The organism is Streptomyces sp. NPDC107550, assembly GCF_055639095.1.
The window spans coordinates 1-21579 of sequence record NZ_JBVKBC010000043.1; the positions used below are offsets into that span (position 1 = coordinate 1).

Here is a 21579-nt window from a genome sequence, read left to right on the forward strand (position 1 = left end):
TCGGGTGAGGCGCGTTACCCCTCGTTCAAGGGGATCATGGCGGCGAAGAAGAAGCCGGTCCAGTCGTGGGATCTCTCGGACCTCGACATCGAGGCCGGGGACGTGGGCCTTGAGGGTGCGTGGACGAAGGTCGAGGCGGTGGCGGAGCGTCCGGCGCGCAGCGCGGGCACGATCGTGAAGGACGAGGGTGAGGGCGCCAAGCAGCTCGCCGAGTTCCTCGCGGGCCAGAAGTTCATCTGACTTTGCGTCACCCCGGTCAACACTCACCCGTTCTTTGTGATTGCAGGAGATTGAAGTCCCATGGCTGAAGTTCTGGTCTACGTCGACCACGTGGACGGTGCCGTCCGCAAGCCCACGCTGGAGCTTTTGACGCTGGCCCGCCGGATCGGTGACCCGGTCGCCGTCGCACTCGGCAACGGCGCCGCCGACACACAGGCGGTGCTGGCCGAGCACGGTGCGGTGAAGGTGCTCACGCATGAGGCGGCCGAGTACGCCGATTATCTGGTGGTGCCCAAGGTCGACGCGTTGCAGGCCGCGGTCGCCGCCGTGTCCCCGGCGGCGGTGCTGGTTCCCTCCTCGGCGGAGGGCAAGGAGATCGCCGCCCGTCTCGCGCTGCGGATCTCGTCGGGTCTCATCACCGACGCCGTGGACCTGGAGGCGGGTGCGGAAGGGCCGGTGGCGACGCAGTCGGTGTTCGCCGCTTCGTTCACGACTCGTTCGACGGTGACCACCGGTGTCCCGGTGATCACGGTCAAGCCGAACAGTGCCGCGGTGGAGGCGGCCCCGGCCGCTGGGGCGGTCGAGGCGCTTGAGGTGTCGTTCTCCCCGGCCGCCACGGGCACGAAGGTGACGTCGCGTACCCCGCGCGAGTCGACGGGCCGTCCGGAGCTGACCGAGGCCGCGATCGTCGTCTCGGGCGGTCGCGGGGTCAATGGCGCGGAGAACTTCGCGGTGATCGAGGCGCTCGCCGACTCCCTCGGCGCGGCCGTGGGTGCCTCGCGTGCCGCGGTGGACGCGGGCTGGTATCCGCACTCCAACCAGGTCGGCCAGACCGGTAAGAGCGTCTCCCCGCAGCTGTACATCGCCTCCGGTATCTCGGGTGCGATCCAGCACCGGGCCGGTATGCAGACCTCGAAGACGATCGTCGCGATCAACAAGGACGCCGAGGCGCCGATCTTCGACCTCGTCGACTACGGCGTCGTCGGCGACCTCTTCGACGTCGTGCCCGCCCTCACCGAAGAGATCAAGACCCGCAAGGGCTGAACCGATTCGGCAGTACGGCTGTGCCTTCGGGGCCGCGTGGCGTTCTCAGCGCCGCGCGGCCCCGTTTCGCGTAGCAGGCCCGGGACCTCAGGCGGCCGGTTCTGCCGGGGCGGGCCGGATCGAGGGACCATTGACGCAGGTCACCCGGGCAGTTAACTTCACTATACGGATTGTTGATTCCGTGAAGCGGAAACAGTGAGCGTATGGAGGGTGCAGGAATGGGTCAGCAGGAGAAGGTGTCGACGAGCCTCGCCGGCGCGGTCAGCGAGAGCATCAGCGCCTCGCTCGCCCCGGTCGACGCGGAGCTCGCCCGCCGTTACCCGGGAGACCCCGGCACCCGCCAGCCGGTGCACACGGTCTACGTCCCCGGCGACGCCTTCGACGCGGGCACCATCCGCTCCTGGGGCGACCAGGCGCTGGCCATGCTCGACGAACACGCCCCGGACGCCGCCTCGTTCGCCGCCGTCCTCGGCCTGAGTGACGAACTCGCCGCGCCCGTCCACGACCGCGTACGCGCGAAGCTGGAGCGCGAGCCCATCGAGGACCTGCGCGTCGACTTCGAGGACGGCTACCGCCCCGCGTCCTCCGCCGACGAGGACGAGACCGCCGCCCGCGCCGCCCGCCTGATCGCCGAGGCGTACGCGAACGGGACGGCCGCCCCCCACATGGGCATCCGCATGAAGTGCATGGAGGCCGCCGTACGCGACCGAGGCATCCGCACCCTCGACATCTTCCTCACCGGCCTCCTGGAGCACGGCGGTCTGCCCGACGGGCTCGTCCTCACGCTGCCCAAGGTCACCTACCCGGAGCAGGTCACCGCGATGGCGCGGCTCCTGGAGGCGTTCGAGAAGCAGCACGGCCTCGACGCCGGCCGGCTCGGCTTCGAGATCCAGATCGAGACCAGCCAGTCCATCCTCGGCGCCGACGGCACCGCCGCCGTCGCCCGCATGATCGACGCCGCCGAGGGCCGCGCGACCGGCCTGCACTACGGCACGTTCGACTACAGCGCCTGCCTCGGTGTCTCCGCCGCCTACCAGGCCAGCGACCACCCGGCCGCCGACTACGCCAAGGCCGTCATGCAGGTCGCCGCCGCCGGCACCGGCGTACGCGTCTCCGACGGCTCCACCAACGTGCTGCCCGTCGGCCCCACCGCCAAGGTCCACGACGCCATGCGGCTGCACTTCGGCCTCACCCGCCGCGCCCTCGCCCGCGCCTACTACCAGGGCTGGGACATGCACCCGGGCCACATCCCGACGCGCTACGCCGCCGTCTTCGCCTTCTACCGCGAGGGCTTCGCGCAGGCCGCCGCCCGTATCTCCGCCTACGCCAACCAGTCCTCCGGCGACATCGCCGACGAGCCCGCAACCGCCAAGGCCCTCGCCGGGTACCTGCTGCGCGGCCTGGACTGCGGCGCCCTCGACGTCGGCGAGGTCTCCCGCCTGACCGGCCTCACCCTCGCGGGCCTCGAAGGCTACGCGGGCCCGCGCCGCGGCAAGCTCACGGCGACCGCCGAGTAACCGCCACCGCACGTCACTGCCCCTCACCGGCCCAGGCCGGGGGAGGGGCAGTCTCGTACGCCCAAGTCCTTGAACGGGCAGGCGTTCTGTCGCTGCGTCAGTTCCTAGTCGGCGGGCGGCAGTTCGCCCGAGCCGCGCTGGATGAGCCGCGTCGGCAGCTCCACGCGCTCCGGGCGCGGCGAGCCCCCGTCGAGCTGACGGAACAGGCGCTCCGCCGCCGTCCGACCCAACTGGGCAGCGTCCTGCGCCACGACCGTCACCCCGGGCTTGAGCAGATCGCCCAGTTCGATGTCGTCGAACCCGACCAGCGCCACGGGCCGTTCGCCCTCCGCCAGCACCCGCACCACGGTCACCGTCACCCGGTTGTTGCCCGCGAACACCGCCGTGACCGGCTCGGGGCCCGTCAGCATCCGCTCCGCCGCCTCCCGCACCCGCTCCGGGTCCGTGGCGCCGAGCGACATCCAGTGCTCCGCGACCGGCAGCCCCGCGTCCTCCATCGCCGCGCGATACCCGCGCAGCCGCTCCACCGCGGTGTGGATGCGCGGCCGGTCACCGATGAAACCGATCCGCCGGTGCCCTCCCGCGATCAGGTGCGCGACACCGTCCCGCGCGCCGCCGTAGTTGTCCGACAGCACCACGTCCGCGTCGATCCGCCCCGCCGGACGGTCCACGAAGACCGTCGCCACGCCCGCCGCGATCTCCGGCTCCAGATACCGGTGGTCGTCCCCGGCCGGGATCACCACCAGGCCGTCCACGCGCCGCGCGCACAGCGCCAGCACCAACTCCTGCTCGCGGTCCGGGTCCTCGGCGCTCGACCCGTTGATGAGCAGCGCGCCGTGCGCCCGCGCGACCTCCTCGACCGCGCGGCTCAACGGCCCGTAGAACGGGTCGGCCAGATCCTCCAGGACCAGCCCGATGCTCGCCGTACGGCCCTTGCGCAGCACCCGCGCGCTGTCGTTGCGCCGGAAGCCCAGCGCCGCGATGGCCTCCTGGACACGCCGCTCGGTGTCAGGGGTGACGCCCGGCTCGCCGTTGACGACGCGGGAGACCGTCTTCAGGCCGACCCCAGCCCGCGCGGCGACGTCCTTCATCGTCGGGCGGTTGCCGTAGCGGTTCTCGGAGCGGCGAGCGGTGCGGTCCACTATGCGAAGTCCTGTCCTGTCGTCGTCGGGTCCATGATGCTGTACCGGCGTGTGGCGTCGAGCATAGGCCCTGGACAACGTTGTCAGATGCGGGGGAGAATGTGCGGGGTGGTCTCGATCTGCCTAGAGTCGCCCTCTCCGACCTGCCTCTATCCGGGCCTTCTCCTCAGGGGATCTGACACTGATGCACATGGACCTCGTCGCCGCGCTCGACATCGGCGGCACCAAGATCGCCGGCGCTCTGGTGGACGGCGGGGGCCGCGTCCTCGTACGGGCGCAGCGGCCGACGCCCGCGCGGGAGGACGGCGAGACGGTGATGGGCGCGGTCGGGCAGGTGCTCGCGGAGCTGACGGCGGCGCCGCAGTGGCCCGCCGTACGCGGCGTCGGCATCGGCAGCGCGGGGCCCGTCGACCGCTCGGCCGGCACGGTCAGCCCGGTCAACGTGCCGGGCTGGCGCGACTTCCCGCTGGTCGCCCGGGTGCGGGACGCGGTGGGCGGGCTGCCTGTCGAACTCGTCGGTGACGGCGTCGCCATGACGGCCGCCGAGCACTGGCAGGGTGCGGCACGCGGCCACGACAACGCGCTGTGCCTGGTCGTCTCCACGGGCGTCGGCGGCGGCCTGGTCCTCGGCGGCCGGCTGCACCCCGGGCCCACGGGCAACGCCGGTCACATCGGCCACATCAGCGTCGACCTCGACGGCGACCCGTGTCCGTGCGGGGCGCGCGGTTGCGTCGAGCGCATCGCCAGCGGCCCGAACATCGCGCGCCGCGCCCTCGACGACGGCTGGCTCCCCGGTCCGGACGGTGACACGTCGGCGGCGGCGGTCGCCCGCGCCGCACGTGCGGGGGACAAGGCGGCCGTGGCCTCGTTCGAGCGGGCGGCGCAGGCGCTCGCGGCGGGCATCGCGGCGACCGCGACGCTGGTCGAGATCGACATCGCGGTGATCGGCGGGGGAGTGGCGAAGGCGGGCGACGTCCTGTTCGCCCCGCTGCGCCGGTCGCTGCGGGAGTACGCCACGCTCTCCTTCGTCCGCCGTCTCACGGTCGCCCCCGCGTCCACCGGCACGGACGCGGGCCTGGTCGGCGCGGCGGCGGCCGCCCTCCGCGCGGGTGCGGGCGCGGGCGTGGGCACGGAGGCGGGCACGGGCGCGGGGGCGGGCAGCGGGTCGGAACTCCGCCAGACGGTCTGAGGGGGCTCGGGCTCAGGGGGCTCAAGGGACTCCCGGGCGCCCCCGGCCCGCCGGCGGGCCGGAGTTCAGGTGCCGAGGGCCTGGGGCACGGTCGGTACGGGTGTCAGCGCCTCCGTCAGTCCGGCGAGGTCGATGATGCGGCGGGTGAGCCGGTGCCGCGTGACGACCGTGACGCGGGCGCCCCGGTCGGCGGCCTTGCGGTGCGCGCGGGCCAGCAGGGTGAGCCCCGAGCAGTCGAGGAAGGTGACGCCGGTCAGATCGACGGCCACCACGCGGTACGGGCCGCTCGCCACGGTGTCGAGCAGCGGCGACAGCCGCTGGAACGCCAACAGGTCGATCTCGCCGCCGAGTTCGACGACGGCGCAGTCGCCGCGTGTGTGCACGACAGGCGCGGGCAGCTCGGGCGTACGGTGGTCGGCCGTCTCGCCTGGCAGGTCCGCGGGTCCGTCGGCGCTGTGGTCGTGCGCGTCGAACTCGTCGTCCAGATAGTCCGGTTGATTACCTTGTCGCATCGACCCCCCCCGGGCGTGCACCCGCCCCGCAGAGCCCCAGGGTGCGGAGCCGTGCGAGCGTGTGCGTGTAGCGGTCAGCAGACGTAGCGGGAGGTCGCCGGGGGCTGGGGCGCCTGGACGGCCACGCTAGCGGGCCGAGGCGAACGGCGCTGTGCCGTAACGATTCCCGGTACGGCGATGTCACTTGATGGAGTGATGTGGGCGCGAGGGGCTTGACTCGGGCGGTTCTGGCGGCAGGGGCCCTGGGCGGGGTGCGTGACAGACCCCGTGTGTCCGGTTCGCACCCCGTGTGAACCGCGTGCCGCCACCGCCGTCCCGCACACGCTTCTGCGGCCGCCCGGGGTGCGCTTGACTGCGTAGCGCACCGGGAACGCCGTACGGCCCTCCGTCGGGCAGCGGAGGGGCCGTGACGTGCCCGGATGGACTCCGGGCCTCCCCCCGACGCCTGGAGGCGCGCGGGCGGGTGGCGCCCGCCCCGGATGCCCGCCTGTCGCGTCCACCCCGAGCCGGCAGGCGGGCACCCCGCGTCTCACGCGTGCCTCGCGCCCCACATGCGCCCTGCGCTTCTCGCGTGCCCCGCGCCCCACACATGCCCCCTGTTTCACGAGTGCCCCACGCGTCACATCTGTCCCCCTGGCCCCCAGAGCCCCGCGCGCGGCCACCCCGTACGCCCTCCTGGTCGCGCCGGAGGCGCCCCTCATCAGGGGCTGGTTTTCGTGGCAGGGTGTTGCGGGCAAGCCACAGGGGGCCGACGAAGAGGGGGAACCGTGATCGTCTGGGTCAACGGGGCGTCACGCGCCGGTAAGTCCGCCGCCGCGAGGGAGCTGAGCGATCTGATCCCGCACTGCACGCTTTTCGACCCCGACGTGATCGACGGCGAACTGGAGCGGCTGCTTCCGGCCAAGCGGCTCGCCGAGGTCAGCGACCGCAGGGAACTGCCGATCTGGCGCCGCCTGGTCGTGGACACGGCCGCCGCGCTGCTCGCCGAACTCGGCGGAGTCCTCGTGGTGCCCATGGGGCTGCTGCGCCAGGAGTACCGCGACGAGATGTTCGGGGCCCTCGCCGCGCGCCGGATACCTGTATGCCATGTGGTCCTTGCTCCAGGGGAAACGATCCTGCGTGAGCGTGACCCCAGCGGCGAACTCCCCGCCGACATCGTGCCCTACCGCGCCGCCCTCGCGCACTGGCTCGCGGCCGACGCCTACCTCGTCGACAACGGCGCCCTCACCCCGCGCGAGACCGCCGCCCGGATAGCCGCCGCCGTCCGCACCGGGCAGGCCCCGCTCTGTGACATCGTGCAGACGCCCGAGCCGACCGCCGAGACCGTCGCCGCCGGGGTGCTGCTCTTCGACGACGAGGACCGCGTGCTGCTCGTCGATCCGACGTACAAGCCGGGCTGGGAGTTCCCGGGCGGGGTCGTCGAGGCCGGCGAGGCACCCGCCCGCGCGGGCGTCCGGGAGGTCGCCGAGGAGACCGGCATACAGCTCGATGAACTCCCGAGGCTGCTCGTCGTCGACTGGGAGCGGCCCGTGCCGCCCGGCTATGGCGGTCTGCGCCTGCTGTTCGACGGCGGCCGCCTCGACCCGGTGACGGCTCGTCAGGTGCTTTTGCCCGGGCCGGAGTTGCGGGACTGGCGGTTCGTCACCGAGGCCGAGGCGGCGTCCCTGCTCCCGCCCGTGCGCTACGCCCGCCTGCGCTGGGCCCTGCGCGCCCGGGAACGCGGCGCCGCCCACTACCTCGAAGCCGGCGTCCCCGTGGGCTGACGTGGCGGCCCGCGCGGGGACGCGTGCGCGGGCCCAATACGTGGGTGCCGTACGCCGGTTCAGCAGGCGGTTCCGTACGCGGTGCCGTACGCCGGTTCAGTACGCGGCTGCCGTCTCCCGCAGTGTCGCGCCCGCCTCGCCGACCGCCGGGTCGCCGTGGCCGAAGCACGCGATGTCCGTGTCCAGCGCGGCCAGTTCACGCAGCGAGCGGACCGCGCGCTCCCGGTCCAGGTTGAACACGCCGAGGAGCACCTGCCCGTCGACCGGCGACGCGGCCACCGCGTCCCCCGTGAACAGCACCCCGTGCTCCGGCAGATGCACGGCGATCGACCCGTCGGTGTGCCCGGGAGCCCCCACGATGTGCGCGCCCCCGCCGAAGTCCAGCACCTCGCCCGTCTCCAACTCCCGTACGGACGGCGGCAGGTCGGGATGTTCGGCGGGCGGCGGCAGGGCGCTGAGCGCCTGCGCGTGCAGGGGCCGCTCCCAGTCCTCGTACACGGGCGGCGGCCCCGCTCGAAGGCCGCGCACGAACGGCGCGTCCAGCCGGTGCGCGGCCACCTCGGCGCCCGTGAGCCGCGCCAACTCGGCGGCCCCGCCCACGTGATCCTCGTGGAAGTGCGTCACGACGATCCGCCGTACGTCACCGGGTGCGTGCCCCCAGTCCCGTACGGCCGCGAGGATGGGCCGGGCCGCGCCCGGGGCACCCGCGTCGATCAGCGTCACGTCACTGCCGTCCCGCCACAGGTAGGCCTGGCCCACCGCGAAGCGCAACAGCCGCAGCCGGGGCGTCAGTTCGACCGTCCGCGTGATCGGGTAGTCCGCCATGCCGTGGTGCATGCCGTCGTGCGTGCCGTCGTGGTCTGTCATGCCGCCGACCGTAGAGCCGGCGGCCGTCCGGCACCGCGCCACTTGGCTCACAGCAGAGCCCGCGACGGGCCCGGGCGGCCCACGAGAAGGTGAGCGACGGTCAGTTGGCCGCCGCGTACTTCTGGAGGAACAGGGCCTCCGCCACCGACAGACGCTCCAACTCCTCCGGCGACACCGACTCGTTGACCGCGTGGATCTGCGCCTCGGGCTCGCTCAGCCCGATCAGCAGGATCTCCGCCTGCGGGTACAGCGACGCCAGCGTGTTGCACAGGGGGATCGAACCGCCCTGGCCCGCGTACTGCATCTCCTGGCCGTCGTACGCCTGCGCCATCGCGTCGGTCATCGCCGCGTACGCCGGGCTCGCCGTGTTCGCGCGGAACGGCTGGCCCTGGCCGACCTGCTCCACCTTCACCCGCGCGCCCCACGGCGTGTGCGTCTCGATGTGCGCCATCAGCAGCTCCGCCGCCTCGGCCGCGTCCGTGCCCGGCGGCACCCGCAGGCTGATCAGCGCGCGGGCACCGGCCTGCACGGACGGCGTCGCGCCGACGACCGGCGGGCAGTCGATGCCGAGCACGGTGATCGCGGGACGCGCCCAGATGCGGTCCGCGACCGTGCCCGCGCCGATCAGCTCCACCCCGTCGAGCACCTTGGCGTCCTTGCGGAACGCCGACTCCTCGTACTGGAGACCGTCCCACGACTCGGACGCGTCCAGGCCGTCGATCGTCGTCGAACCGTCCTGCGCGCGCAGCGAGTCCAGTACGCGCACCAGCGCCGCCAGCGCGTCCGGCGCGGCGCCACCGAACTGCCCGGAGTGCAGATTGCCTTCGAGCGTCGCCATCTCCACGCGTACGAGCGTCATCCCGCGCAACGTCGAGGTCGCCGTCGGCAGGCCGACGCGGAAGTTGCCCGCGTCGCCGATCACGATCGTGTCGGCGCGCAGCAGCTCCGGGTGCTGCTCGGCGTAGCGTTCGAGGCCGCCCGTGCCCTGCTCCTCGGAGCCCTCCGCGATCACCTTGACGGTGACGGGCACCCCGCCGTTCGCCTTCAGCGCGCGGATCGCCAGCAGGTGCAGCAGCACACCGCCCTTGCAGTCCGCCGCGCCCCGCCCGTACCAGCGGCCGTCCTCGCGCTCCGTCAGCTCGAACGGCGGAGTGACCCACGCCGACTCGTCCAGCGGCGGCTGCACGTCGTAGTGCGCGTACAGCAACACCGTCGGCGCGCCCTCCGGGCCCGGCAGGCAGCCGTACACCGACTGCGTGCCGTCGGGGGTGTCGAGCAGCGCCATGTCCTGGAAGCCCTCGGCGCGCAGCGCGTCCGCGACCCAGTTCGCCGCGCCCTCGCTCTCGCTCCTCGGATACTGGTCGAAGTCCGCCACCGACTTGAAGGCCACCAGTTCGGCCAGCTCCGCCTTGGCGCGGGGCAGCAGAGAGGCGACGGTCTCGGCGATCGGATGCGGCGACATGGGCACGCTCCTCGTGGGTGCGACGTTGTGCAGGTGTGCGAATGATCCTCCCACAGAGGCTTCGCGCGCGGCCCGCCGTAGGATGCGCGGTAGTACGTGCGGCAGGCATCCCCAGATGGCGATTCGGGAGCAGTAGACCATCGTGAGCAGCGAGAACCCCACGGGTGGCAAGGGCGAGGACGTGGCCGAGGAGTCGGCGCGGAGCGTGTGGGACGTCGTCGTCGTGGGCGCCGGCCCCGCCGGGGCGTCCGCCGCCTACGCGGCCGCGGTCGCCGGGCGCCGCGTACTGCTCCTGGAGAAGGCGGACCTGCCCCGCTACAAGACGTGCGGCGGCGGCATCATCGGCCCCTCCCGGGACTCGCTCCCGCCGGGCTTCGACCTGCCGTTCAAGGACCGGGTCAACGCGGTGACGTTCTCCCTCAACGGCAAGTACGCTCGCACCCGGCGCTCGCGCACGATGCTGTTCGGCCTGATCAACCGGCCCGAGTTCGACGCCCAGCTCGTCGAGCACGCCCAGAAGGCCGGCGCCGAACTGCGCACCGGCGCGACCGTGACGCGCGTCGAGCAGCACGGCTCGTCCGTGCCGGACCGGCGCACGGTCGCCCTCGTCCTCCAGGACGGCGAGACGATCCTCGCGCGGGCCGTGGTCGGCGCCGACGGCAGCGCCAGCCGCATAGGGGCACACGTCGGGGTCAAGCTCGACCAGGTCGACCTCGGCCTCGAAGCGGAGATCCCGGTGCCGCAGACCGTCGCCGACGACTGGCGCGGCCGCGTCCTCATCGACTGGGGGCCGATCCCCGGCAGCTACGGCTGGGTCTTCCCGAAGGACGACACGCTGACCGTCGGCGTGATCTCCGCGCGCGGTGAAGGCGCCGCCACCAAGCGGTACTTGGAGGACTTCATCGGGCGCCTCGGCCTCGCCGGGTTCGAACCGTCCGTCTCCTCCGGGCACCTCACGCGCTGCCGCGCCGACGACTCGCCGCTCTCGCGCGGGCGGGTCCTCGTGTGCGGGGACGCGGCGGGCCTGCTGGAGCCGTGGACGCGGGAGGGCATCTCGTTCGCCCTGCGCTCGGGACGGCTCGCGGGGGAGTGGGCGGTCCGGGTCGCCGAGTCCCACGACGCGGTCGACGCCCGCCGCCAGGCACTGAACTACGCGTTCGCCATCAAGGCCGGCCTCGGCGTCGAGATGGCCGTCGGCAAGCGCATGCTCAACGTCTTCGAACGCCGTCCCGGCATGCTCCACGCCGCCATCACCGGCTTCCGCCCCGCGTGGAACGCCTTTGCGAAGATCACCCGAGGCTCCTCCTCCCTCGGCGAGATCGTCCGCACGCATCCGGTCGCCGGGCGAGTGCTGTCGCGTTTCGACCACTGAGGTTCGGGGCGGTCGGGGGCGGGGCAGGGGTGCGGGTGCGGCTGGCGGTACCGGCGGGGCTGGCGGTGCCGGTGGGGCCGGCGGTGCTGTCGTGACGGCGGTGCTGTCGGCTCGGGCGGGTTGACGGTCGCCGGGGCGGGGTGACGGTTGCAGGGCGGGGTGATGCTCGCCGGGCGGGCTGACGGTCGCCGGTGTGCGTGAGGGGCGGGCGGCGCGCTCAATCGCGGACGGTGATGCGGAAGACGGGGTGGTCGGGGGCCGCCGCGTCCAGTTCGGCGTCCGAGGACTTCGCCGTGACGCCCTGGAAGAACCGGTTGACCTCCCACCCCCACTTCTCCAGGTACGTCCGCAGCACCAGCCGCTTCAACTCACCGTCCGCCACCGGCACCGCCTCGAACGTCCGCACCTTCCGCCCCACGCGCAACTCCCCGCCGCCCGCCGCCAACATGTTCCGCACCCACTGCGAGTGCCCGCGCGCCGACACGAGGTACTGCTCGCCCCGGAACGTGTGCGGGTTCACCGGAATGCGCTGCATCTGCCCGCTCTTACGCCCCCGGACGGACATCTCCGCCGTCCCGGCCACCGTCACCCCGTGCCGCGCGAGCCACCCCATGAACCGGTTGAGCCGCATCTCGAACGGGTTGCTCCGGAAGTAGTACGGCGACTGCGCCTCACCGGCGCGGGCGGCGGGCCCGGTGCCGGTGGGGGCGGGGGGGCCAGCGGGCGGGGCGGGCGTGGCGTTCGCGTTCGTGGCCAGAGGGGTGGGTGTGACGGGCGTGGTGGGTGTGGTGAGTGTGGTGGGTGTGGCGCGCATGTGATCTCCCTGGACGTCGTGACTGATGCTCTGATTCGAGAGCACCGCTCTCACTTAAGAGCAGTGTGCGCGGATCGCTGCTCTAAAGCAAGAGCAGTGCTCTCTTTTGTGTGCGCCGCTCTATTCTCGGGCGTCGGCTCCGTACGGAGATCACTGCTCCGAATCGAGAACCAGGCGGCGCCGTCGTACGGGACCTGCGGCGCGGGCGGTGCTCCGAAAGGAGAGCGCCGATCCGCGCCGAGAGTGCCGCTCCGAACCAAGAGCACTGCTCCGAACCAAGAGCGCGGACCCGTGCCAAGAGCGCGGACCCGCGCCGAGAGCCCCGCCACCCCGACCAAGAGCACCGTCCCCGAGCGAGAACACCGCTCCGAGATAAGAGCGCCGCTCCGAAGGGTGAATGCTGCTCTGCTCATGGAACACTGACCCACATGAATGCGAGCCGAAGCAGCCGACCGCCCCAACCGCCCCGACCTTCCAGCGCCACCGCCCAGGGCGCCCGGGCCAGGGCGCGACAGGAGATCACCGTCGCCATCAAGGACGAGGCCCGCCGGCAGCTGGCGCAGGAGGGCGCGGCGAAGTTGTCGCTGCGTGCCGTCGCCCGCGAACTCGGCATGGTCTCCTCCGCGCTGTACCGCTACTTCCCCAGCCGCGACGAGCTGCTGACCGCCTTGATCATCGACGCGTACGACTCCCTCGGTGACGCGGCGGAGCGAGCCGACGCCGATGCGCGTGCCGTGCACCCCGACGCCGTGGCCGCCGAGCGGTGGGTCGCCGTGTGCCGGGCGGTGCGGGCGTGGGCGTTGGCGCAGCCGCACGAGTACGCGCTGATCTACGGTTCGCCGGTGCCCGGGTACAGCGCGCCGTCGACGACCGTGGAGTCCGCGTCCCGCGTCGGCCTGCTGCTCATCCAGATCCTGCGGGACGCCTACGGGGGGCGGGGTGTGGCGTTGCCCCCGTTGTCCGCGGGGGCGCGGCCCGAGGCGGAGCGGCTCACCGCGCTGCTCGCGCCCGATCTGCCGCCCGCGTTGATCTCGGCGCTGGTGATGGCGTGGGCGCAGTTGTACGGGCTGGTGGGGTTCGAGGTGTTCGGGCAGTTCGACCGGGTCGTCGAAGACCGCACCGCCTTCTTCGACGAGGCGGCCGGCAGGCTGGCGCGGGAGGTCGGCCTCGTGAAGTGACCCGGACGCGGCGGGCGGCACCGCCATGACCTCCGGCCCGCCCCCCCCTGATCGGCGCCCGGCAACTCCCTCTGGCCGGTGCCGCCGATCCGCCCGCCGATGGGCCCCGGCCGAAGTTGATGACCCGCCCGGCGCCTCCACTCGTACGCCCAGTGAGATCCCCGCAGGCTCGGCCCCGGCGGGCACCTCCTCTCCGTACTCCCGAGCCGCACCCGACAGTCGCACCCGGCGATCTCACTCCGGCCGACGCTCCCCACCGTCCCCCCCCAATCGCCCCGCCAAGCCCGTGACCCGCCCGGCGCAGCCCCCCCGTACTCCCACGGAAGTACCCGCGCCCACCCCGCCCGGCTGATGCCCCGACCGCCCCGCGCGCCTTAGCGTTGCCGCATGGAAGAGCAGCGACGACGCGACGCCCTGGGCGAGAAGGACGCCGCCGACGCCCACCAAGCCCCCGACCCCGGCGCTCCCGCCCCGGGCACCCTCGGCGCCCCCGACCCCGGCACGCCCGCCTCGGGCACGCCCACCCCCGCCAGCACCCAAGATCACCGCACCCCCGCCCCACCCTGGTGGCAGCCCGCCGCCGTGGATGCCCGGGACGCGCGGTTGCCGTGGCGGTCCACGGGTCTCGTCGCCCTCGTCGTCCTCGTCGGTTCGCATTTCGCCGCGCACGGCCAGCCCGCCCGCGTCCCGCTCGACGCCCTCGGCCGGTTCCTGCTGCTGGTCTGCGCGCTGCAACTGCTGGCCCGGCACCGCTTCCCCGTAGCTGTCGCCTACGGGACCGCTGTCGGCGCGCTCGTCTACGTCGGCGCCGGATACCCGTACGGGCCCGTGTTCCTGGCCGTCGCGGTCGGCTGCTTCTCCGCGCTGATCGCCGGGCACCGCAGGGCGGCCTGGGGTGCGGTCGGACTGGTGTGGGCGGGGCGTCTGGTCATCGCCCACTGGCTGTACCGATGGCTGCCGCCGCGCGGGGACGGGCCCGCGCCGTGGACGCAGGAGGCGTTCGTCCTCGCCTGGGCGCTCGCGCTGATCGCCGTCGCCGAACTCGCCCGCGCCCGCCGCGAACAGTGGGAACACGCCCGCAGGGAACGGCAGCGGGCGGCCCGGCGCCGCGCCGACGAGGAGCGGCTGCGCATCGCCCGCGAACTGCACGACGTCCTCGCCCACTCCCTCTCCGTGATCAACGTGCAGGCCGGCGTCGGCCTCGCCCTCCTCGACACCGACCGTGAGCAGGCCCGTACCGCGCTGGCCACCATCAAAGCCGCCAGCAAGGAGGCGCTCGGCGAGGTGCGCCAGGTCCTCGACACCCTGCGCACCCCCGGCGACGCCCCCCGCGCCCCCGCCCCGGGGCTCGACCGGCTGCCCGAACTCACCGCGCAGGCCGCCGACGCCGGACTCACCGTCGACGTCCGCACCGAGGGCGAGGCTGCCGCGCTCGCGCCCGGCGCCGACCTCGCCGCGTTCCGGATCGTGCAGGAAGCGCTCACCAACGTCGTCCGGCACTCCGAGTCCCGTACCGCGCGCGTCCTCCTGCGGTACGCGCCCGGCCGCCTGACCCTGACCATCGACGACGAAGGACCCGCGAGCCACGCCGAAGCGGGCGGCAGCGGCAACGGGCTCGCCGGGATGCGCGAGCGGGCCGCCGCCCTCGGTGGCACCATCGAGGCGGGCCCGCGCCCCGGCGGCGGCTACCGGGTCGTCGCCGCCCTGCCCCTCACCCCGCCCGCGGCCGCCCCTGCCCCTGCCCCTGCTCCTTCCCCTTCGCCGGAGGAACCCCGTTGATCCGCGTCCTGCTCGCCGACGACCAGTCGCTCGTCCGCGCCGGATTCAAGGCACTCCTCGACGCCCAGGCCGACATCGAGGTCGCGGGCGAGGCCGCCGACGGCGAGGAAGCCGTGCGCAAGGTGCGCGAACTGCGCCCCGACGTCGTCCTCATGGACATCCGTATGCCGTCGCTCGACGGGCTCGCCGCCACTCGTCGCATCGGCGACGACCCCGCGCTCACGGACGTGAAGGTCGTGATGCTGACGACGTTCGAACTCGACGAGTACGTCTTCGAAGCCATCCGCTCCGGCGCCTCCGGGTTCCTCGTCAAGGACACCGAACCCGATGAACTGCTGCGCGCGGTAAGGGCCGTCGTCCACGGAGACGCGCTGCTCTCGCCCGGAGTGACGCGGCGGCTCATCGCGGAGTTCGCCGCCCGCTCCAAGGAACCCGCGGGCGCAGGCAGCCTCGCCCGGCTCACCGAACGGGAGCGGGAGGTCATGGCCCTCGTCGGCATCGGCTTGTCCAACGAGGAGATCGCCCGCCGCCTCGTCGTCAGCCCCCTCACCGCCAAGACCCACGTGAGCCGCGCCATGGTCAAGCTCGGCGCCCGCGACCGCGCCCAACTCGTCGTCCTCGCCTACGAGTCGGGTCTCGTACGCCCCGGCTGGCTCGGCTGACCGGCCGCGCCGGACCCGCCCGTACGGCACCGCTGCCGCCGAAGTCCCGTACAAGCGTCAGAAGTTGGAGATGACGTTCGTGAGGACGTCCGTGATCGACTCCGGGCGTTTCGCGTCGTACTCGCGGCCTCCCGACGCCTCCGCGATCTCCTGGAGGACGCTCTTGCCGCTCGCGTCGTGCTCGTCGGCCCCGTCGCCGTACGCGATGGTGAAGACGCGCACCGGCTTCGCGCCCGGGGCGAGTTGGCGCAGCAGGGCGTCTTTGCCGAGGCCGCCCCTGATCTCGTTGCGGCCGTCGGTGAGGACGATGACGGCGTTGATGGACCCCGGGTCGTACGCGTCGCGTACGGAGGCGACGGCCGCGCCGATGGTGTTGTAGAGGCCGGTCGCACCCTTCGGTTCCAGGCCGTCGACATGGCGGCCGAGCACGGTACGCCGGGTGCCGCCGCGCAGCTTCTCGCCCATGGGCCCGACTGGGGTGAGCGCGCGGTAGTCGGGTCTGCCGCCGAGGGCGCTCGCGGCGGAGAACGTCCACAGGCCCACGCGGTCGGTGTCGCTGAACCCGTCCCGGCCGAACAGTTCGGGCTTGGCGGCCTGGAGGATCTGCATCTTCGTCCGGCCCTGCCCGCTGACGTCGTCGGACATGGAGCCGGAGGTGTCGATGAGCAGCAGCACGTTCGCCGGCTTGCGCAGCAGGGGCCAGGTGGCATGGATCTTGTCGAGTACGGCGGGGGAGGGGAGCGGCAGTTCGGTCAGGCGGATGCCGGGCAGTGCGCCGTTCTCCTGCTTCACCAGCGGTGTCGGCGTCTTGCGCCATGTGCGGTAGCCGTACGACGCCATGTACCGCTGTGCCTTCGCGGAGTGGAGATACGATTCGAAGTCCCGGGCCACCGCCCGCTGTGCCTTCGACATGCCGGACAGTTCGATGAACGGGTGCCGGGAGAAGACGACGCCGTCCTGCGGGTAGAACGCGACCAGTTTGGTGCGCGGCGGGTCCTTCTTCGCGCAGCCGGGTTCGGTGCTCGGAGTGCCGCACGGATAACCGGAGTTGTAGGCGAGCACCGCGTTCTCCTCGACCGTCACCGCCGAGATGTACGACAGCGCACGGTCGGATCCCTGGTCGTCGGCGCGGCGCAGGTTGGCGAGGAACGTCAGGCTCGTGTCGCCGTAATGCACGACCGACTGCTCGATGCTCCGCTCGAACTCCTGGTTCTTGCGGGCGGTGATGTCCTGCTCGACGAGTTCGCCGCTGGTGCCGGTCGCGGCGAAGAACGCGGCGACGGTCGCCTCAAGACCCGACGTCGAGTAGTGCGGGTTGGTCTTGCCGAGGCGGAACGCGCCCCACTGCGGCTTGCCCTGCTTCTTCCAGAAGTCGCGGTCGTCCTTCGCCCAGGCCGCGAGGTCGCTCCAGCCGACGCGGCGCTCGGGCCAGCCCAGCTCGCGGGCCATCGGCTCGGGCATGGCGATGGTGAGCGGGCTGGTGACGATGGGCCGCGGGGTGCCCGCCGGGAACCAGTCCTTCTCCGCCGCGCCCGCCCGCTGCCGCGCCAGCGACAGCCACACGTCCCCGGCGGGCGACCACACGTCGGGGCGCGCGCCGTTGCCCTCCGGCCAGCCCTTCGCCAGCGCGTCCATGGCGGCGCCGGAGTCCTTGCCGACGACGGACACCTTCAGACACGTCCCCGCCGCCCGTCGGGCCCCGTACTTCCCGGCCAGGTCCCGCAGTTGTACGGAGAGGTCGAGCGAGGCGGCGACCCGGACCCGGGCGGACGGCGCGGTGCAGGACGGCAGGGCGCTCTTGGCGTCCGCAGGAGCGTCGGCGCGGGGGATGAGGGCGAGCGCGACACCGCCCGCGACGAGGACCAGCGCGACGCCCGCCGCGAGAAGCCCGGTCCGCCCCGGCATCCGCCACCGGGCCCGCCTGCCCCCGGGCTTCGCCGACGTCACCGGGACCTGGGTCGTCGCGGATGTCGCCGGGACCTGGGCTGTTGTGGTCGGGGTCGGGGTGGGGGCCGGCGCCGGTGGGGGTGGCGCCGGGGCCGGAGTGGGCGCGGGGCGGCCCTCGGGGAACGGCGACAGATTGCGCAGGAGCGCGAGCCGATGGCCGCCGTTGTCGGAGCGCTGCTGCGGCACCGGGAGCCCGCCGTGGCGGCGCAGCCCCGCCCGCACCGCGTGGAAAAGGGCCTCCATGGTCAGCAGCGGGCCCGCGCCCTCGATGCCCGCCTCGACGACCTTGACGATCTCGCCGGTGAAGGCGGTGTACCGCTCCTCCGGATCGGCCATCGCCAGTTGCGTCGCCGCGCAGGCCGTCATGACGTACGTGCCCTCGACCTCCGCCAGATCGGCGAGCGCGTCGGGGCTGCCCATGGTGCCGGGCAGGCCGCGTCCGCTGTAGCAGCAGTCCAGGAGGATGACTTTGCGGGCGGCGCCGCCGCCGTTGGTCAGGACGTTGCGTACGTCGGCGAAGGACACCGACTCGAAGTCCTGGCCGGGGCGTGATCCCGGCATGGCGAGCAGCAACTCGCCGTGGTGGGAGACCAGTCCGTGCCCGACGAAGTGCACGACGAGCGCGTCCTCGGCCTCCTCGGCGGCCTCGCGGATCGCGTTCAGGACCTCCTGCGGGGTGCGCGGGTTGTACAGCACGCGACAGCCGGAGCGGCCCCGGTCCAGGCCCCACACGCGCGGGTCGCAGAGCAGTTCGCGCAGGCCGTGCACGGTGTCGAGGACCGTCGGCAGCTCCTCCAGATGCGCGTAGTCGCTGACGCCGATGAGCACGGCGCGCGAGCGCGCGGGGTCGGGCCGGTGGATCACGCGTCCCCCGCCGGGGTGTCGCGGCGGCCCCCCTCGTGGGCGTCGCGCCCGCGCTCCAGCCACGCCACGAGCAGCCGCCGCGACTCCTCCGAACCGTCCCGCAGGACGAACGTCGAACCGTCCTCGGGATCGGTGAGCGTCAGCGGGGGAGGCGGCGGCGTCGCGGGCCGCGCGGCACGCCAAGCGGCGTACGCCAGCGCGAAGTTGAGCGCGGAGAAGGTGTGGCCGAGGACCATGTCGATGATCTCGGCCGCCCCGAGGGTTCCTGGCCGCGGCCGGTGCGTCAGCGTGACCTTCGTCCGGCCGCCGCGGACCTCGGGGTCCTGCCGCAGCCAGCGGTACAGGTCCGCGACGGTGTCGTCCGTGCCGTGTGTGCCGTCTGTGCCCTCGGTGTCGGCGTCCCCCGCCGCAATGTGGATGCGCATCGCTCCCCCGGAATGTGCCAGGCCCTCACGATAGACACCGGACGATCTCGGGGCAGAGGTTTCCGGCGGATTCACCGGGCGGTACGGGTCCTCTCCGGCCGCGTGCCGTCACCCGCACCGGCGCCCTCGCGTCCGTGCGGACGTACAAGCCGTACGGACGTACAACCGAACCCTGCAACCCTGCACCCTGCACCCGGCCCCCGCTGTCGTGGCGACGGTGTCAGGCGGTGGGGCCGCGTCGCCCGAAGCGCCACAGGACCCGGGCCACCCGCGCCAGGCACGCGACCGACCCCGCGACGACGGCGAGCCGGACGAGGAACGTGCCGGTCGCCGGGGCCGGGGTGCCGACCAGGACGGGCAGGGCGATCAGGAGGGCGACCGCCGCGCCGAGCAGGACGCCGGTGAACAGGGCGAAGCCGATCTCCACGGTCATCGCGTCGCGCTGTGCCTGCGTGCGTCGTCCGCCGGTCAGCGCCGGGTCGCAGGGGTGGCCGGTGGCGCTCGCCGGGTCGGTGCTCGGTGTACGTGCGTTCACGTGGGCCTCCTGATGGTCGGTCAGGCCGAGTCTCGCAGACGCGGGACCGGCAGGCGAGGGTTCCGCCTGCCGGTCCCGTCCCCCGAACCGCGATGCGGGGCCGCGTGGTTCAGTCCCGTACCGCGAGCTGCTCGGCCATCGGAGCCGCCGGAGCCACCCCGGCGGCCGGAGCCACCCCGGCCGCCGGAGCAGCAGGAGTCGTGGCGGCCGTCGCCGGGGCGGGCGTGGCGGTGGACACGGAGGCCGGCATGGAGGCCGCGACGACGACCGTCTCGCGCGCCCGCTTAGTGCGCAGGCCGGTCAGCGTGATCAGCAGGCCCGCCGCGGCGATGGCGGTGACGACCACCAGGCCGGGCCGGAAGCTGTCGAGGACGGCCTGCGGGGAGGAGCCGGCCGGGGCGGCGGCGGTGACGACGGCGGTCACCACGGCCAGTACGATCGCCCCGCCCACCTGCACGGACGTATTGAGCAGGCCGGAGACCATGCCCTGCTCGTCGTCGTGCACGCCGTTCGTCGCCTGGATGTTGAGCGAGGGGAAGACCAGGGCGCAGGCCGCGCCGATCAGCAGCATGGACGGCAGGATGACGGTGGCGTAGACGGGGTCGAGGTCGATGCGCAGGAACAGCGCGTAGCCCGCGACCTGGAGCGCGAAGCCTGTGGCGATGACGCGGGGCGTGCCGAACCGGTCGACGATCGAGCCGACCTTCGTCGACGACAGGGCGACCAGCGCGCCCGCCGGCAGGAACGCCAGCGCCATGCTCAGCGCCGACCAGCCCAGCAGCGACTGGAGGTACAAGGTGGCCAGGAACTGGAAGCTGACGTATGAGCCGAAGAACGCCATCGCGCCGAGCTGCGCGCGCACCTGGGACCCGGAGCGCAGCACACCGAGGCGGATGAGGGGAGCGGGCGAGCGCCGCTCGATGGCGACGAACACGGTGAGCAGGACCGCGACGGCGAGGAAGGACAGGAGCGTACGGGCCGAGCCCCAGCCCGCGTCGGGCGCCTGCACGACGGTGAACACGAGGAGCAGCATCGACAGGGTGCCGGTGACCGCGCCGGGCAGGTCGTAGCCGCCGCGGGCGTCCTCCTTGGCGCTGTGCGGGATGAGACGCAGGCCGAGGAGCAGGGCGATGACGGCGATGGGCGCGGGCAGCAGCATGGTCAGGCGCCAGCTCGCCTCGGTGAGCAGCCCGGACAGGACCAGGCCCATGGAGAAGCCGGTGGCGGCGCAGGTGGTGTAGATGGACAGGGCGCGGTTGCGCACCGGGCCCTCGGCGAACGTCGTCGTGATGATGGACAGGCCGGCCGGGGCGGTGAATGCGGCGCTCAGCCCCTTGATGAAGCGGCTCGCGATGAGCAGCGGCCCGGAGTCGACGAGCCCGCCGAGCAGGGAGGCGACGGCGAAGACGCCGAGGGCGACGAGGAAGACGCGGCGCCGCCCGAGCAGGTCGGCCGCGCGGCCGCCGAGGAGCAGCAGGCCGCCGTAGCCGAGGATGTAGCCGCTGACGACCCACTGGAGCGTCGAGGTGGACAGGCCGAGTTCGGTGCCGATGGAGGGGAGTGCGACGCCGACCATCGACACGTCGAGCGCGTCGAGGAACATCGCGGCGCACAGGACGAGCAGCGTCCCCCACAGGCGCGGGGACCAGCGCTCCTGGGACGGGGCAGGGGAGGGCGGAGCCTCGGTGAGCGGAGAGGTCATGCGCAGCAGACTACATGCACATGCATTGACTGCAAGTGCATTTAATTCCGATGCAACAAACGTTCTTTTTCTGCTACCGTGCGTTCATGGCGGCACATCAGTCGGACGCGGAAGACGCGTCAGGTCTCGTGATCCAATGGCGGGACATCCTCGCGGTGCACGCGCGCACGATCTGCGAGCTGGACCGCGAGCTTCACCACCACGGCCTGGGCGCCAGTGACTTCGAGGTCCTGGACGTCCTGGTGGAGGGCGAGCCCGAGGACGGCACGTCGGGCTTTCGCGTGCAGGAGATCGCCGCGCAGGTCCACCTCAGCCAGAGCGCGCTGTCCCGCCTGATCGGGCGGCTGGAGAAGGACGGTCTCGTCGAGCGCGGCATGTGCAGCGAGGACCGGCGCGGAGTGCGCGTGTGCGTCACCCAGAAGGGGCGCGCGCTGCATGCGGAGGTCCGTCCGGTGCAGCGCGCGGTACTGAGCCGGATGCTGAACGGGGAGCCCTAGGGTCTGTCGTCAAAGTGTCATGTCCACATGAGGAGTGAGGCCAGGGTGATGGCGGCGGTGTATGACTCGGCGGTCTTGTCGTAGCGGGT

Annotated in this window: 18 protein-coding genes and 1 pseudogene; 10 read left to right on the plus strand and 9 right to left on the minus strand. The window is 73.0% G+C overall.

Features of this window, described 5'->3' with window-relative positions:
- From ACZ7LY_RS31990 to ACZ7LY_RS32000, 3 genes and pseudogenes are all read left to right on the plus strand, one after another.
- Positions 1-240 (plus strand): annotated as a pseudogene (locus ACZ7LY_RS31990) (electron transfer flavoprotein subunit beta); the annotation flags it as partial.
- Positions 241-300: 60 nt separating this feature from the next.
- A complete protein-coding gene (locus ACZ7LY_RS31995; RefSeq protein WP_471628260.1) occupies positions 301-1263 on the plus strand; it encodes an electron transfer flavoprotein subunit alpha/FixB family protein in 963 nt (320 codons plus the stop codon).
- A gap of 218 nt (positions 1264-1481) precedes the next feature.
- Complete coding sequence (locus ACZ7LY_RS32000) at positions 1482-2780, plus strand: DUF6986 family protein (RefSeq protein ID WP_471628275.1); 1299 nt, start codon at positions 1482-1484, stop codon at positions 2778-2780.
- 104 nt (positions 2781-2884) lie between these two features.
- Here the strand turns inward: ACZ7LY_RS32000 and ACZ7LY_RS32005 are convergent, their stop codons facing one another.
- On the minus strand, positions 2885-3922 hold the full coding sequence (locus ACZ7LY_RS32005) for a LacI family DNA-binding transcriptional regulator (RefSeq protein ID WP_471628261.1): 1038 nt from the start codon (positions 3920-3922) through the stop codon (positions 2885-2887).
- A 184-nt stretch (positions 3923-4106) separates the two neighbouring features.
- Here ACZ7LY_RS32005 and ACZ7LY_RS32010 point away from each other — a divergent pair, with 184 nt between their 5' ends.
- A complete protein-coding gene (locus tag ACZ7LY_RS32010) occupies positions 4107-5111 on the plus strand; it encodes an ROK family protein (protein WP_471628262.1) in 1005 nt (334 codons plus the stop codon).
- Between the two features lie 65 nt (positions 5112-5176).
- Here the strand turns inward: ACZ7LY_RS32010 and ACZ7LY_RS32015 are convergent, their stop codons facing one another.
- On the minus strand, positions 5177-5623 hold the full coding sequence (locus ACZ7LY_RS32015) for an STAS domain-containing protein (protein ID WP_471628263.1): 447 nt from the start codon (positions 5621-5623) through the stop codon (positions 5177-5179).
- 767 nt (positions 5624-6390) lie between these two features.
- On the opposite strand from ACZ7LY_RS32015, the gene ACZ7LY_RS32020 reads away from it, so the two are divergent.
- Entirely contained in the window at positions 6391-7386 is a 996-nt protein-coding gene (locus tag ACZ7LY_RS32020; RefSeq protein WP_471628264.1) for an NUDIX domain-containing protein, read from the plus strand.
- A gap of 96 nt (positions 7387-7482) precedes the next feature.
- Here the strand turns inward: ACZ7LY_RS32020 and ACZ7LY_RS32025 are convergent, their stop codons facing one another.
- Positions 7483-8211, minus strand: coding sequence for an MBL fold metallo-hydrolase (locus tag ACZ7LY_RS32025; RefSeq protein WP_471628276.1), 729 nt, complete (start codon positions 8209-8211; stop codon positions 7483-7485).
- A gap of 142 nt (positions 8212-8353) precedes the next feature.
- Positions 8354-9715 (minus strand): M20/M25/M40 family metallo-hydrolase, encoded by a 1362-nt coding sequence (locus ACZ7LY_RS32030; protein WP_471628265.1) that lies wholly within the window; start codon positions 9713-9715, stop codon positions 8354-8356.
- A gap of 142 nt (positions 9716-9857) precedes the next feature.
- Here ACZ7LY_RS32030 and ACZ7LY_RS32035 point away from each other — a divergent pair, with 142 nt between their 5' ends.
- Positions 9858-11087, plus strand: a complete 1230-nt coding sequence (locus ACZ7LY_RS32035) for a geranylgeranyl reductase family protein (RefSeq protein WP_471628266.1) — start codon at positions 9858-9860, stop codon at positions 11085-11087.
- A gap of 217 nt (positions 11088-11304) precedes the next feature.
- On the opposite strand, the gene ACZ7LY_RS32040 is transcribed toward ACZ7LY_RS32035, so the two are convergent.
- On the minus strand, positions 11305-11718 hold the full coding sequence (locus ACZ7LY_RS32040) for a nitroreductase/quinone reductase family protein (protein ID WP_471628277.1): 414 nt from the start codon (positions 11716-11718) through the stop codon (positions 11305-11307).
- Positions 11719-12329: 611 nt separating this feature from the next.
- On the opposite strand from ACZ7LY_RS32040, the gene ACZ7LY_RS32045 reads away from it, so the two are divergent.
- The 3 genes from ACZ7LY_RS32045 to ACZ7LY_RS32055 all read left to right on the plus strand — a co-directional run bounded on the left by ACZ7LY_RS32045 (position 12330) and on the right by ACZ7LY_RS32055 (position 15520).
- A complete protein-coding gene (locus tag ACZ7LY_RS32045; protein ID WP_471628267.1) occupies positions 12330-13079 on the plus strand; it encodes a TetR/AcrR family transcriptional regulator in 750 nt (249 codons plus the stop codon).
- A 387-nt stretch (positions 13080-13466) separates the two neighbouring features.
- On the plus strand, positions 13467-14858 hold the full coding sequence (locus tag ACZ7LY_RS32050) for a sensor histidine kinase (RefSeq protein ID WP_471628268.1): 1392 nt from the start codon (positions 13467-13469) through the stop codon (positions 14856-14858).
- Positions 14855-15520 carry a response regulator gene (locus ACZ7LY_RS32055; protein WP_471628269.1) on the plus strand — a complete coding sequence of 222 codons (666 nt, stop codon included), beginning with the start codon at positions 14855-14857 and terminating at the stop codon, positions 15518-15520. Before ACZ7LY_RS32050 ends, ACZ7LY_RS32055 begins: the two co-directional genes overlap by 4 nt.
- Positions 15521-15577: 57 nt before the next feature.
- Here the strand turns inward: ACZ7LY_RS32055 and ACZ7LY_RS32060 are convergent, their stop codons facing one another.
- From ACZ7LY_RS32060 to ACZ7LY_RS32075, 4 genes are all read right to left on the minus strand, one after another.
- Entirely contained in the window at positions 15578-18331 is a 2754-nt protein-coding gene (locus tag ACZ7LY_RS32060; RefSeq protein ID WP_471628270.1) for a caspase, EACC1-associated type, read from the minus strand.
- On the minus strand, positions 18328-18756 hold the full coding sequence (locus tag ACZ7LY_RS32065; RefSeq protein WP_471628271.1) for an effector-associated constant component EACC1: 429 nt from the start codon (positions 18754-18756) through the stop codon (positions 18328-18330). The genes ACZ7LY_RS32060 and ACZ7LY_RS32065 overlap by 4 nt, the downstream gene beginning before the upstream one ends.
- A gap of 220 nt (positions 18757-18976) precedes the next feature.
- On the minus strand, positions 18977-19291 hold the full coding sequence (locus tag ACZ7LY_RS32070; protein WP_471628272.1) for a DUF6332 family protein: 315 nt from the start codon (positions 19289-19291) through the stop codon (positions 18977-18979).
- 109 nt (positions 19292-19400) lie between these two features.
- Positions 19401-20993 (minus strand): MFS transporter, encoded by a 1593-nt coding sequence (locus ACZ7LY_RS32075; protein ID WP_471628273.1) that lies wholly within the window; start codon positions 20991-20993, stop codon positions 19401-19403.
- An 86-nt stretch (positions 20994-21079) separates the two neighbouring features.
- On the opposite strand from ACZ7LY_RS32075, the gene ACZ7LY_RS32080 reads away from it, so the two are divergent.
- Positions 21080-21490 carry a MarR family winged helix-turn-helix transcriptional regulator gene (locus ACZ7LY_RS32080; RefSeq protein ID WP_471628274.1) on the plus strand — a complete coding sequence of 137 codons (411 nt, stop codon included), beginning with the start codon at positions 21080-21082 and terminating at the stop codon, positions 21488-21490.
- The last annotated feature ends 89 nt before the right edge of the window (positions 21491-21579 follow it).